The sequence below is a fragment of the Streptomyces sp. NPDC041122 genome, from assembly GCF_055592445.1.
Map to the genome: position 1 here is coordinate 66,546 of NZ_JBVIYQ010000006.1, position 11,777 is coordinate 78,322.

An 11,777-nucleotide genomic window follows, 5' to 3' on the forward strand; every position below is an offset into this window, starting at 1 on the left:
CAGCTACCGCACACCTCCACCACGTGATCATCGCGCCCGGTCGCCGGGCGCGGACCCATGTGGAACGGTGGAAACCGGCAGGAATCGCCTGTTCTCCGCAGAAAGGGGTGGCGGTATGTCCTCGAAGCGACGCCGCAAAAAGAAGGCCCGCCGCAAGCACGCGGCCAACCACGGAAGCCGCCCGCAGTCCTGAGGCGGGGTCGTGGGGCGCCGCGAGGCGCCGCCCATCACGCACACCGGACACCGGCGCGAGGCCACGGAGCCGCCGCCGGTGTTCCGCCTGTCCCGCCGCCGCTCGGGTCCTGTTCGCCCGCGCTGGCCTCGGTGTAGACGACGAGGGTGATTTCCGGCTGTTCGGCCAGGTGGAGCGCGGTGTAGACGAAGTCGGTGACCGCACGCCCCGGTGGCCGCAGCCGCTTGCGTCCGCTCTGCCGGGCCTGCACGTCGTACCGGGGCCACCAGTCACGTACGTACGCGCTGCCCGCGTGCAGTTCGTCGATCAGCCGCGCCCAGCGGGCGTCGCCCGGGTGGCGTCCGTGCAGCGTGCGCAGCCGGGCGAGCAGGCCGCGCGCCTCCGGCTCCCAGTCGACCACGACGTCCCGGGCGGCGGGTTCGAGGAAGACCCAGCGGGCCAGGTTCGCGGGCCGGTCAAAAGACGGGGCGAGGTTCGGGAACAGCTCGCTCGCCGCCTGATTGCTGCTGAGCACGTCGTAGTCGCCCGCGATGAGGTAGGCGGGCCGCGGGTGGAGCAGGTGCGGGATCTCCGCCACCTCGGCGGCGAGCGGTTCGGGCTCGTGCGGGGCGGGCGCGGGGGCGTGGCCGGCGAGCCGGAGGAGGTGCTCGCGTTCGTGGCGGCCGAGACGCAGAGCCGACGCGAGCGCGCCGAGCACCTGCGGTGACGCCCGGATGTCCCGCCCCTGTTCGAGATACGTGTACCAGGTGGCACTGATCCCGGCGATCAGTGCGAGCTCCTCCCGGCGCAGGCCCGGGGTCCGGCGGCGGCCGGTCGTCGGCAGCCCCACCTGTTCGGGGGTGAGCTGAGCCCTGCGGCTGCGCAAGAAGACGCCCAGTTCACGGCGCTGCTCGACGGTGTGCTGCGGCACGGGTACCACCTCCAGTTCCAGAATGAACCGGCTCTGTATACCAGGCTGAGCATCCCGCAGGCTGAACCGGCAGATCAAGGGAAGCCCCGCACGACCCGTGCGCCGGGGACGCCGGGCACGGCAGGTGCGACAGCCGAGGGAGAACGAGCCATGACGAAGACCGACGACGGGAAGAAGAAGGCGACGGACGGGGCGGACGGGGCGGGGGAGGCCAAGGCCGTCCGCGGCAAGGTGGTCGCCGTGACCGGCGCGAGCAGCGGGATCGGCAGGGCTACCGCGCTGGCCCTGGCGGAACGCGGTGCGCGCGTCGTCCTCGGTGCGCGGCGGGAGGACCGCGTGGCGGCAACGGCCGCCGAGATACGTGGCCGTGGCGGCGACGCCCTCGCCGTACCGACCGACGTACGGCGCCGCGCGGACCTGGTCCGGCTCGTCGACGCGGCGGTCACCGCGTTCGGCCGGCTCGACGTGCTGGTCAACAACGCCGGCATCGGGCCCATCTCGCCCCTGGAGGACCTGCGGGTCGAGGAGTGGGACGACATGATCGACGTCAATCTGCGCGGTGTCCTGTACGGCGTCGCCGCGGCGCTGCCCGTCTTCCGCGGGCAGGGGGCCGGGCACCTGGTCACGGTGGCGTCGACCGCCGCGTACCGCACCGTTCCCGGACAGGCGGTGTACGCGGCGACGAAGACGGCGGTGCGCACCGTCTGCGAAGGGCTGCGGCAGGAGGCGGGCGACGTGCGCGTCACCGTCGTGTCGCCGGGCTTCGTGCACACGGACTTCGTCGACGCGGTGGCCGACCCCGACGCCCGCGCGGCGCTGCGGGCCCGCCGCGACGCCATGGCGCTGGACCCCGGAGCGATCGCGGACGCCATCGTGTACGCCATCGCCCAGCCGGACTCGGTGGACCTCAACGAGATCGTGGTCCGCCCCACGGCGCAGCGCTGACTGACCATGAGTTCGGGCGGCACGCTGGGCCGTTGGGGCGGCGGTCGGGCTGTCGCGCTCCCGGCAGTCTTCCGGGCGGCGGTGTCCGGCGCCCGCGCGGGAGGTAACAATATGCGGGTGTCCAGCCCCCGCGCGCCAGGAGTCGTTCCATGTCCGACAGCGTGAGCAGCCCCGACCCCGCCGTGGAGCAGTATCCCAGGGGCGGCAGTTGGGTCGTCGTCGCGCGCGGCGACCTCGACATGCACACCGTGCCGCCCCTGCGCCGCGCCATGGAGACGGCGGCAGCGGCCCTCCCGGTCCTGGTCCTCGACGTCGCCGAGGTGACCTTCGCCGACTCGTCCGCGCTGAACCTGCTCCTGGTGATCCACCAGTCCACGACGCTGCGCATCGCCGCCCCGCAACCGCAACTGCGGCGCCTGCTGGAGACCACGGGTGCCGACCTGGTCCTCAACATCTACCCCTCCACGGACCACGCTTGCGCGGCGACGTCTTCATGACGTGACGACACGGAGGGCCGCACAGGGCTGGGCGGCCCCCCGCTGACGCCGCGCTCCGTCACGGTGCGCGGCGCCGGCGCGGGAGCCGCGGTCGTGCGTTCGCGCATGTCGGTCAACGGGGCTTTGGGCGGGGCGAGTTCGTGGCCGCGTCAGTCTTGCGCGGAGCCGGGCCTGGTGCCTGGCGTGGAGCGCGTTTCCTCGGTCCGGTCCTCCATGGCCCACCGGCTCCACGCCAGGTCGACCAGCCGGTGCATCGCTCCCGGCGGCAGCGCCGGGTTGCCCGCGGCGGCGGACGCGCCGTGCGGGAGGGTGAGCCGGCGCAGCAACTCGGCTCCGGGCAGGCGCGAGTCGCGTACCGCCCACTCCGCCACCTCCGGATCGTCGGCGAGCCGCAGCACCAACTCCGGGCCGGCGGCCGGGTCGTCCAACGCGGCACGGCGCAGCCGGGGGTTGGGGTCGTCCGCGTACCGGCCAGGCCGGGCACGGCGAAGTTCCGGTGCAGCCGTGCCGCGGACCAGTTGCGGTCCTGCGCCGTCGCGTACCGCTCCAGGAGCAGCTCGTGCGGCGCGTCCTCGCAGAAGTCGCACACATTGCGCCGCACCCCCGGATCGTCGTCCGCGGCCAGCCGCGCCACCACCTCGGCCGGCAGGCGCGGTTGCGTGGCGAGGGCCCGGCGCAGCCCGACGTGCGCCGACGCGGCGATCCGTCGTGCCGTCGCACCCCGCCGGATCCAGGGGGGCAACGGAACCACGTCCGGCACCTCGTACCGGATGGCCGCGCGCTGCTCCTCGGTCAGCTCCTCCCGCAGGGAGAGGGCGAGCCGCACGGCGCTGTCGGGATCGCGGGCGAGCCGCAGGGCGAGCGCGAGCGGTACGGACGGGTCCTCGGCGGCCCGGCGCCTGACGTGCGGATCGGTGTGCCTCCCCCGCGCCTCGGCGCGCCAGGTCTCCGGTTCCGGCTCGACTTCCCGCTCGACGCGGCACAGCTCGGTGACTCGGGCGCGCACCTCGGGCGACGCGTCGGCGCGCAACCGCCTCCTCTCCGGCTCCGCGAGCCGGTCCCACAGGGCGGGCCCGAGCACACGGGCCGAGCACACGGGCCCGAACGCCCGGGTCCTCATCGCCGAGGAGGCGGTCCAGCGCGGCCCGCGACAGCTCCGGTCGCCCCGCGACCCCGCGCCTCACCTTCGCGCTGGAGTCCCGCGCCAACACCTCCGCCACCCTCTCGGGAACGCGCCGCCCGAACTCCCCGAGCAGTACCGCGTACACGAACCGCACCCGCGGTTCCACGTCGTGCGCGAGTGCCGTGAGCACCTCGACGTCGGCGGTCGGATTCTCGGGGGCGTCCATCCGGTGCCGCATCCGCGACGACGCCACCACGACGGCCGTCGCCTCCGCGTCCAGCATCCGCCAGTTGAGCCACGACCCGTGCACCGGAAACTCCGGGAAGGAGAGCAGCCGTCGGAGCACCGGCGCCGGAAGGGCCGGGTTGCTCGCCAGCCCCCGCAGCCACTCCCGTACGACACCCTCGTCCGCCTAGGCCCGCGCCAATGCCTCGTTATCCGTCCCGGCCTCGGACGGCAGCGCCTACCGCGCGTACGTGCTGACCCCGAACGGCAAGGCGCTCCTCCCCGTCGTCGTGGCGCTGCGTCAGTGGGGCGAGCAGAACTTCTTCGCCCCCGGTGAGCCGCGCTCGGAACTGGTCGACCGCCGGGAAGGGCGGCGCCTGCGCGCGCCGGCAGTGCTGTCCGAGGACGGGCGGCGCCTGGACCCCGACGACACGACCGTCCACAAGGTCGCCGACGGGCGCTGAGGCGGACGTCCCGGCGAGAGGCGCCGAGAATCACAACATGATGAGCAGCCGCGTATTCGGCTTGAGTTTCCGGTTCACCGAGCGGCTCTGCACGTACACCTCCAACTGGGGATTGTTCCCCGCTTTTACCGAGACGGTGCCCTGAATGCCCGTACCGAAAAGAAGGCTCCGTGCCGCGTCGCCCGTGTAGGCGCGGTCGGTGTCCTTTTCGACCACGATGACTTCCTTGTTGGGCTGGACCTGGGCGCGGGCGCCCAATTGGTAGTAACAGGAGCCGCGTTCGTACGTCACGCCCGGGTGCGATTCGACGAAGGGGCGGATCTCGGCCTCCTTGTCGACCTTCAGGAGCCGGTACTTGTTCGCCGGAATCGGTTCGAGGCTGGCCCGCACCTCGTCGACGGATATGTCCTGGCCGACGGCGAACAGATTCTTCGTGCCACGCACGCCCTGCTCGCGGGCGCGCAGGAAGCTGGTCGCCGCGGCGCGCACGGTGCCGATGGCCTCCTCGACACCCTCCTGGGAGTCCGCGTCCCAGATGGCGATGTTGCCCGCCGGGAAGCCGTAGTTCTGGGCGGTGCGCTTGGCCAGGGAGTTCGGCACGAGGATCGCGGAGGTCCAGTGGCCCGGGAGGCCGCCCATCTTCGCCGTGATCCTGTCGAGCCAGGGGCCGAGGATGGCCATGTCGCCGTCGTGCCGACGGTCGCCGCCGGAGGCGTTCTCCTCGCCGTCCGTCACGACGATCTGGAGGAAGCTGTGCTCGCCGTACTCCTCCCATATGTGTCCCAGGTCGTCCAGGGACTTCAGGGAGGCCTCGATGAGAGCGGTCGCGCCGTTGTTGACCTGATACAGGCCCCGCATGGACGGAAGGTGTTTCACGTCCATGTCCCACACCAGGTTCTCCACCCGGTGGTCGAATGAGTAGAGGCTTATCCGGGTCTCGTGACCGAGGCTGTCCGATTCGGCCTTGAGGCCCGCCACGAACTCATCCACGACGCGCACGAGTTGATGCTGATGCGGACGCATGGAACCCGAACAGTCCACTACCAGCGCGACATGATTCACCTTGTGCTGGATCCTTTTGGCGGACATGCTTCTGCTCCTTCTCCCGAGGCTTGCCGAGTGATTTCACTCTATGGGGAGCCACTGACAATGGCCCTTGATGAGCCGTCACCAGCGCCTCCCCACCGGGCAGAAGCGACGGTTGCGGGGCGGGCCGCGGAGCGGTGGGCGGGGCGGAGTGCGACACCGCGCTCGCTAGGCGCGGTCGGAGTGGGACCCCGGATGCAGGATCTCGTCGAGCACGACGCAGATCGAGCGGAACACCCGCGCCTCGACGTCCGCCTCGCCCGCCTCCCTCTGCCGGTCCTCGCCCCGCAGGGTCTTCGTCAGGTCGGACTTCCGCTCCGCCTCGCGCGCCGCCCAGTCGCGGGCCCCACGCATACGGGTCAACAGTTCGTCAGCGTCCACAGGTTGCGTCATGCGCGCTGTCTACCCCCACGAGCCCCACCGCACCCTCAGCGGCCCGGCCCGGCAGGAGGCCGGGGCGACGAGGGGAGGGAAGCGGCGGCGGCCGGCGAGGGCGACACGGACCGGGCCGATCAGCACCGGCACCGCGTTCAGCGGACCGACCACACCGGTCAGCGCCTGCCCGGAGGACACGCCGAACGTCGCGATGGTGGGCGTCTCCAGACCGTACGGCCAGGGACCCGAAGTCGCCGGCTTCGCTGTGCGGTCAGTCGCGGTCAGTCGCGCTCAGTCCTTGATGGTTCCGCTGAACTCTGGCGACTCCTCCGTGCTGAAGTCGTTGTCGTCTCGCTGCACGGTGACGATGATCTTCCGTCCGTACTTGGTCTTCAGGGTGTTGTCGTCGGTCTTCGTCGCCGTGACGCCGGCTCCCAGGCGGCCCTCGAGCGGATCGGACCCCCGGTCGAGCATCGCCATCCGCGCTTGGCCCCCATTGGTGGCACCCTCGACCAGAGTTGAGAGGCTACCGAGGGCGAACGGGACCTTTCTCTTGTTGGTGACTTTGATCTTCAATCGGAAGTCCCGATCTCCGGGCTCGGCCGACTCGCCCAGCTCGGAGTCGTAGTCGGTGAAGACGCGAGCCTCGACGACACTCACCTTGACCCCGTCGGGCCAGGTGTACGTCTCCCCGAACTCCAGGCTCGCGGACTGCCCCTCGGTGCCGTCGCCGCCGGTGCCGTCGCCGCCGGTGCCGGCGCCCTCGTCGGAGCAGTGCTCCATCCAGTCGGACTGGCTGATGTCCTCGTCCATGCAGTCGACCTTCTTCGACGCTGCGGGCTTCTCGCCCCCAGACGTCTTCGCGTCGGCCTTGCCTTCACCGTCGCTGCCGCCGCACGCAGTGAGAGCGGCCAGCAGCAGAGCAGCTGTGACCGCGGTAGCGCGAACGCGCATATGTACCCCCCAGGGTTGAGCCAGAAGGACACCGTAGGGCAGAAGCGACGAGCGGGGGCGGGAGCGGTGGCAACCCCCGGCTCGCGAAGTTCTCCGAGGGGTCCGCCGGTGTCCCGCCCGGTCAGCCCCTCATCCCGCCGACTCACCCGCGTGCGGGCTCAGCGAGCCCGCCCCCACCAGGGCGAACAGCACGATTCCCAGCAGGATCCGGTAGTACACGAACGGCATGAGGCTCTTGGTCGTGATGGACCTCATGGACCAGTTCAAGTCGAGGTTCTGGGCGGTTTTGACCTGCTGTGCGATGGCCGCGCCTTGAGGCCAGACTACGGAGCATGGGGGGGGCGCACGCGAAGGATCAGCATCCAATTGCGCTAGTCCCCGGGATGTGCCCTCAAAAGAGATGGCCTGATGTGTGTGGGCCGCATTTGGCCTGGTCAGCCAGGCATTCCTGCGGTTCGTTCCAGAGCGCGAGCACCGACGACGACAGGTCGTCCGCTCGGCATGTGCCGGGTCAGGTCGGCCCTGCGGAGCGGACTGCCCTGGCCCCGGCGGCGTCGGGATAGCCCGACATCTACCGCGCGCTCGCCGAGTAGGAGAAGCAGGAGGTGTACCCCGAAGCCGTCGCCCAGGCGCATGCCCACTTCGCCGACATCCAGGACGCCGACGACATCGCTCGCGCCCGCCGAGTCCCCATCCGGCGCCGGGACATTCCGCTCACCCCGGCGCCAGCCGGATCATGATCAATCTCAACGGCACCCCCGTGAACCGTTCACCTTCGCCCTCGCGGGGGCGTGAGGCGGCTTACGCTTCCAGCTCGCGAAGCCGTGGCCTGGCGTCCGGAAGGGACGGTCAGGGCACGAGGCTGTCGAGGTCGATGTCGAGGGGGATGGGGACGGAGACCTTCAACCGGTTGCGGTGGATGCCGGTGGCCACGTAGGTGCTGGTCATGGTGTCGAGTTCGTAAGTGTGGACGGTGGGGGCGCCGGTCTCGTCCTCGACGCGCCAGAAGTGGGGGATCCTGGCCTGTGCGTACTTGAAGGGTTTCAGGGAACGGTCGCGGTCCGCCGACTCTTCCGAGACGACCTCGATGACCAGGGCGACGTCTTCGGGCGCATACCACGTTCGGTCGGGGTCGTACGGAGCGGTCGTGACCAGGATGTCCGGCTCGGGGCGGCTCTTCTTGTCGAGCCTGACTGTCATCTCACGCTCAGCGTCGAACCCGACGGGGGCAGCCTGGCGCAGGGCGAAGGTCAGGTTCTCCACCAGCCGGGCGTGCCAGGACCGCTGCGGCGACATCATGAAGATCAGGGCCCCGTCGATGAGTTCGGTGTGCCGCGGTGCCTGGGGGAGGAGGTCGAGGTCATCGGCTTCCCAGCCGCTGATCCTGGGCGGGATCATCCAGTCGGGGAGTTCGGCGGTCACGGCTTCCTCCAGGCGCCTCGAAGAGGTCAGGGGCCCTCATCCCGGATCGCGGGCACGGGCGCAACGCTGGTGTCAGCATAGTCGAGCGACCGGATCTCTCACTCGGCCCGTGTGGATCGGAGGAGCCGGAGTCCGGAGAGCATCTCGGTGTGGATCTGGACGACGTAGTCCATGGACGAGCTGTTTCGGAGGCGTGGTGCCCATCAGCTTGAGCGCCGGGTCAAGGTCGGCCGACACCAGGCTTGCGATGTCGTCGAGGTCGCAGTGGAAGCCCCCCGGTCTCTGTCCTCACAGGTCAGGGGGCCCTGCAAGTTGTGCGTCGGCGTATGGCCGTGCCGCGCTAACAGAAGCCGTGCGGGCCCTTCCGCGTCATCCCTGCATTTCGCGGCTGCACACGCCCTGGTGGGGCGTATCCCGCCTTCCGGTAGGAGATGAGTGGGAGAAAAGTGGGAGATGATCATGGCGCGGTGCCGCAATCAGGCGCCAGGAAATGCCGGATAGCGCCACCTGTGCAGCCCGGTTTCATCCCGCCGACTCACCCGCGTGCGGGCTCAGCGAGCCCGCCCCCACCAGGGCGAACAGCACGATTCCCAGCAGGATCCGGTAGTACACGAACGGCATGAAGCTCTTGGTCGTGATGAACTTCATGAACCAGGCGATGACCACGTAACCGACGATGAAGGCGATGATCGTGGCGAAGATCGTCGGGCCCCAGGCGACGTGTCCCTCGCTCGCGTCCTTCAGCTCGAACGCGCCCGACGCGAGGACCGCGGGGATGGCGAGCAGGAACGAGTAGCGGGCCGCGGACTCGCGGGTGTAACCCATGAGGAGGCCGCCGCTGATGGTGGCGCCCGAGCGGGAGACGCCGGGGATCAGGGCCATCGCCTGGCAGACGCCGTAGATCAGGCCGTCCTTGACGCCGAGTTCCCGCAGGTCCTTGCGGCGTCGTACGGCGCGGTGCTTGCCGCCCGTCTCGTCGCGCGCCGCGAGGCGGTCGGCGATGCCGAGGACGACGCCCATGACGATCAGGGTCGTGGCGATCAGGCGGAGGTCGCGGAAGGGGCCCTCGATCTGGTCCTTGAGCGTGATGCCGAGGACACCGATGGGGATCGAGCCGACAATGACGAGCCAGCCCATCTGCGCGTCGTGGTCGGAGCGCGGCACCTTGCCGACGAGCGAGCCGAACCACGCCGACAGGATGCGGGCGATGTCCTTGCGGAAGTAGATCAGCACGGCGGTCTCGGTGCCGATCTGCGTGATCGCCGTGAACGCGGCCCCGGGATCGTGCCAGCCCGCGAACGCCGCGGTCAGCCGCAGGTGCGCGCTGGAGGAGATCGGGAGGAACTCGGTCAGTCCCTGGACGAGTCCGAGGATGAAGGATTCAAGCCAAGACATGAAACTGCGCCGTCCAAGTACTGATCATCAGGCCGCGGATGCGGTCGTAGCGGTCATAGCGGGGCGTGGCTGAGGCTGGCTGTGGCATGGGGACGCTTGCTGTGGCGTCGCCGGGGTCGGGGGCGGAACGCCGAAGTGCGAGGGGTGATCACGTCCCTCGTCGTGGGGCAGCGTAGCGGGCCCGGGTTACGGGACAGGGGGAGGGCCGAACGGAGGCGTGCGGTCCGGCCGCCGTACATGCGTGACATGCGTGACATACGTGGCGTGCGTGGCGTGCGTGGTTACGTCGCACGGTCACCGTCGTACGGCGGCGGGGGCTCGGCCCGGCCCCGGTCCTCGCCGACCGCCTGGTCCCTGGCCCGGTCCCGGTCCCGGAAATGGTGGCGCTTGAACCACGCCACCGCCGCCCCGCCCACACCCGTCACCGCGATGAAGCCCATCGCGATCAGGAAGACGGGGGACGTCGGCGTCGAGGCGCGGGCACCCGCGATGACATACGCGGCCGTGTTCGGTATCGACCCCAGGCCCGTGGCGATCAGGAACGGCAGCCAGCCCATGCGCGACACCGCCGCGCAGTAGTTGGCCGCCGCGAACGGCACCCCGGGGAAAAGTCGCACCGCCAGCATCGAGCGGAAACCGTGCCGGCTGAGCTGGCCGTCCGCGGCCTTCAGCCAGCGGCCGCGCAACAGGGGCCGCAATGCGTCCTGCCCCAGCATCCGGCCGAGCCCGAACGCGATCCCCGCGCCGAGGACCGTACCGGCGATCGCCGCGACGAGCCCCGCCTGCGAACCGAAGAGCGCCCCCGCCGCCAGATTGAGCAGGGGACGCGGCACGAACGCCGCGGTGCACACGCCGTACGCCGCCGCGAAGAGCAGCACCGCCGTGGCGCCGCCCAACTGCGCGGGCCAGCCGTCGGAGAGGATCCGCTGCGGCTCGAAGACCAGCACACACGTGGCCGCCGCTGCCAGCAGCACCACGAGCAGCGAGAGCCGCGACCACGGCGAGAGCAGCGCTCTGGCACAGCGCACGGCGAGGCCCTGCGGACGGGTGGTGGCGGTTTCGAACATTCGGGCAGCGTAACCGGGTCAGGTGTCTGATCGCCGTATGGTGCGTCTCATGAGCGTCACAGTCCCGCGACGGGTGCCGGGCAGCGAGCTGGCCGACACGGTCGTCGGACGCCTCGTCACCGGGTACGCGGAGGCGGCCGATCCGGAGCGGGCCGCGCAGATGAGGGCGTACATGAAGGACGTCGCGCCCTTCCTCGGCCTGACCTCTCCGGTGCGCCGCGAACTGTCCCGCACCGTCCTGGCCGGCACCCCGCTGCCCGACGAGAACGACTGCACGGCGATCGCACTGCGGTGCTGGGAACTCCCCGAACGCGAGTACGCCTACTTCGCCGTCGACTATCTGCGCCGGCACGTGAAGCGCTGCTCCTCCGGCTTCCTGCCCGTGGCCCGGCACCTCGTCATCACACACCCTTGGTGGGACACGGTCGACGCGCTCGCCGCGCACGTGGTCGGCGCACTGGTCGCGGCCGACCCGGAGCTGCGGCGCGTCATGGACGCGTGGATCGAGGACGAGAACCTGTGGGTGGCCCGCACGGCCCTCCTCCACCAGCTCCGCCACAAGTCGGCGACCGACACGGAGCGCCTCTTCGCCTACTGCGTACGGCAGTCCGGGCACCCCGACTTCTTCATCCGCAAGGCGATCGGCTGGTGTCTGCGCGAGTACGCCAAGACCGATCCCGCGGCCGTGCGCGCCTTCGTCGAGAGGGAGCGCGAGAGGCTCTCGCCACTGTCGGTGCGCGAGGCCCTCAAGAACCTCTGAACCCGCGTCGCGGGCGGCGTGGGCCGAAGGCAACCCGGCCGCCCGGCGGCGGCGTTCGCACGCGTGTCCGTGTGCCGGGTTCACGCCCATAAACCGTGGGTTCACGCCCATAAATCATTCGACGTGGCGCTTTCCTTCGGTGAGGATCAGACCCATGTTCCGGTACGCCTTCCTCGCAGCCACGCCCGCAGTCGCGGGCGCTGCGAAGGCTGCCGTCCTCGCACCCGTCGCCTTCGACGGCGCCCGAAGCTGACCCTCCCCGGACACCCCGGCGGACCCCCGAGGGGGAGGGTCGGTCGGACCCGGGGTCCCCGTCCCGGCCGCGCGCGAAGCGCGGTCCCGGGCCAACAGCTTCGAGTTC

At 70.6% G+C, this 11,777-nt stretch carries 12 protein-coding genes and 4 pseudogenes; 5 read left to right on the forward strand and 11 right to left on the reverse strand.

Annotated elements, in window-relative coordinates:
* Positions 1 to 115 precede the first annotated feature (115 nt).
* A complete protein-coding gene (locus tag ACZ6B8_RS21750; protein WP_466231358.1) occupies positions 116 to 193 on the forward strand; it encodes a 50S ribosomal protein bL37 in 78 nt (25 codons plus the stop codon).
* Positions 194 to 227: 34 nt separating this feature from the next.
* On the opposite strand, the gene ACZ6B8_RS21755 is transcribed toward ACZ6B8_RS21750, so the two are convergent.
* The gene (locus tag ACZ6B8_RS21755) at positions 228 to 1,103 is read right to left on the reverse strand and encodes a helix-turn-helix transcriptional regulator (protein WP_471608224.1); all 876 of its coding nucleotides are present in this window, start codon (positions 1,101 to 1,103) and stop codon (positions 228 to 230) included.
* 150 nt (positions 1,104 to 1,253) lie between these two features.
* Between ACZ6B8_RS21755 and ACZ6B8_RS21760 the strand changes: the two genes are divergently transcribed.
* Positions 1,254 to 2,048 carry an SDR family oxidoreductase gene (locus ACZ6B8_RS21760; RefSeq protein ID WP_471608225.1) on the forward strand — a complete coding sequence of 265 codons (795 nt, stop codon included), beginning with the start codon at positions 1,254 to 1,256 and terminating at the stop codon, positions 2,046 to 2,048.
* Between the two features lie 149 nt (positions 2,049 to 2,197).
* Positions 2,198 to 2,545 (forward strand): STAS domain-containing protein, encoded by a 348-nt coding sequence (locus ACZ6B8_RS21765; protein ID WP_471608226.1) that lies wholly within the window; start codon positions 2,198 to 2,200, stop codon positions 2,543 to 2,545.
* 149 nt (positions 2,546 to 2,694) lie between these two features.
* Here ACZ6B8_RS21765 and ACZ6B8_RS21770 read toward each other — a convergent pair whose 3' ends face one another.
* Positions 2,695 to 2,973 carry a hypothetical protein gene (locus tag ACZ6B8_RS21770; RefSeq protein WP_471608611.1) on the reverse strand — a complete coding sequence of 93 codons (279 nt, stop codon included), beginning with the start codon at positions 2,971 to 2,973 and terminating at the stop codon, positions 2,695 to 2,697.
* 693 nt (positions 2,974 to 3,666) lie between these two features.
* Positions 3,667 to 3,951, reverse strand: a pseudogene (locus ACZ6B8_RS21775) (hypothetical protein); the annotation flags it as partial.
* 154 nt (positions 3,952 to 4,105) lie between these two features.
* Between ACZ6B8_RS21775 and ACZ6B8_RS21780 the strand changes: the two are divergent.
* Positions 4,106 to 4,357 (forward strand): annotated as a pseudogene (locus ACZ6B8_RS21780) (winged helix-turn-helix transcriptional regulator); the annotation flags it as partial.
* Between the two features lie 30 nt (positions 4,358 to 4,387).
* Here the strand turns inward: ACZ6B8_RS21780 and ACZ6B8_RS21785 are convergent.
* From ACZ6B8_RS21785 to ACZ6B8_RS21820, 8 genes and pseudogenes are all read right to left on the reverse strand, one after another.
* Positions 4,388 to 5,446, reverse strand: coding sequence for a vWA domain-containing protein (locus ACZ6B8_RS21785; protein WP_471608227.1), 1,059 nt, complete (start codon positions 5,444 to 5,446; stop codon positions 4,388 to 4,390).
* A gap of 165 nt (positions 5,447 to 5,611) precedes the next feature.
* Entirely contained in the window at positions 5,612 to 5,836 is a 225-nt protein-coding gene (locus ACZ6B8_RS21790; RefSeq protein ID WP_471082438.1) for a hypothetical protein, read from the reverse strand.
* A 9-nt stretch (positions 5,837 to 5,845) separates the two neighbouring features.
* A pseudogene (locus tag ACZ6B8_RS21795) lies at positions 5,846 to 6,031 on the reverse strand (ACR3 family arsenite efflux transporter); the annotation flags it as partial.
* 78 nt (positions 6,032 to 6,109) lie between these two features.
* Positions 6,110 to 6,772 carry a hypothetical protein gene (locus tag ACZ6B8_RS21800; protein WP_471608228.1) on the reverse strand — a complete coding sequence of 221 codons (663 nt, stop codon included), beginning with the start codon at positions 6,770 to 6,772 and terminating at the stop codon, positions 6,110 to 6,112.
* A gap of 129 nt (positions 6,773 to 6,901) precedes the next feature.
* A pseudogene (locus tag ACZ6B8_RS21805) lies at positions 6,902 to 7,033 on the reverse strand (undecaprenyl-diphosphatase); the annotation flags it as partial.
* Between the two features lie 588 nt (positions 7,034 to 7,621).
* A complete protein-coding gene (locus tag ACZ6B8_RS21810; RefSeq protein WP_471608594.1) occupies positions 7,622 to 8,170 on the reverse strand; it encodes a Uma2 family endonuclease in 549 nt (182 codons plus the stop codon).
* Positions 8,171 to 8,716: 546 nt separating this feature from the next.
* Positions 8,717 to 9,589, reverse strand: a complete 873-nt coding sequence (locus tag ACZ6B8_RS21815) for an undecaprenyl-diphosphate phosphatase (protein WP_471082432.1) — start codon at positions 9,587 to 9,589, stop codon at positions 8,717 to 8,719.
* Between the two features lie 281 nt (positions 9,590 to 9,870).
* A complete protein-coding gene (locus tag ACZ6B8_RS21820; protein WP_471608229.1) occupies positions 9,871 to 10,656 on the reverse strand; it encodes a TVP38/TMEM64 family protein in 786 nt (261 codons plus the stop codon).
* A 49-nt stretch (positions 10,657 to 10,705) separates the two neighbouring features.
* On the opposite strand from ACZ6B8_RS21820, the gene ACZ6B8_RS21825 reads away from it, so the two are divergent.
* Entirely contained in the window at positions 10,706 to 11,416 is a 711-nt protein-coding gene (locus ACZ6B8_RS21825) for a DNA alkylation repair protein (RefSeq protein ID WP_471082426.1), read from the forward strand.
* Positions 11,417 to 11,777 lie beyond the last annotated feature (361 nt).

Excerpts from the sequence above, each read along its gene's own strand:
- ACZ6B8_RS21785 (WP_471608227.1), bottom strand. The coding sequence starts at position 5,446 with ATGTCCGCCAAAAGGATCCAGCACAAGGTGAATCATGTCGCGCTGGTA.
- ACZ6B8_RS21765 (WP_471608226.1), top strand. The coding sequence starts at position 2,198 with ATGTCCGACAGCGTGAGCAGCCCCGACCCCGCCGTGGAGCAGTATCCC.
- ACZ6B8_RS21790 (WP_471082438.1), bottom strand. The coding sequence starts at position 5,836 with ATGACGCAACCTGTGGACGCTGACGAACTGTTGACCCGTATGCGTGGG.
- ACZ6B8_RS21760 (WP_471608225.1), top strand. The coding sequence starts at position 1,254 with ATGACGAAGACCGACGACGGGAAGAAGAAGGCGACGGACGGGGCGGAC.
- ACZ6B8_RS21820 (WP_471608229.1), bottom strand. The coding sequence starts at position 10,656 with ATGTTCGAAACCGCCACCACCCGTCCGCAGGGCCTCGCCGTGCGCTGT.
- ACZ6B8_RS21815 (WP_471082432.1), bottom strand. The coding sequence starts at position 9,589 with ATGTCTTGGCTTGAATCCTTCATCCTCGGACTCGTCCAGGGACTGACC.
- ACZ6B8_RS21810 (WP_471608594.1), bottom strand. The coding sequence starts at position 8,170 with ATGATCCCGCCCAGGATCAGCGGCTGGGAAGCCGATGACCTCGACCTC.
- ACZ6B8_RS21750 (WP_466231358.1), top strand. The coding sequence starts at position 116 with ATGTCCTCGAAGCGACGCCGCAAAAAGAAGGCCCGCCGCAAGCACGCG.
- ACZ6B8_RS21800 (WP_471608228.1), bottom strand. The coding sequence starts at position 6,772 with ATGCGCGTTCGCGCTACCGCGGTCACAGCTGCTCTGCTGCTGGCCGCT.
- ACZ6B8_RS21825 (WP_471082426.1), top strand. The coding sequence starts at position 10,706 with ATGAGCGTCACAGTCCCGCGACGGGTGCCGGGCAGCGAGCTGGCCGAC.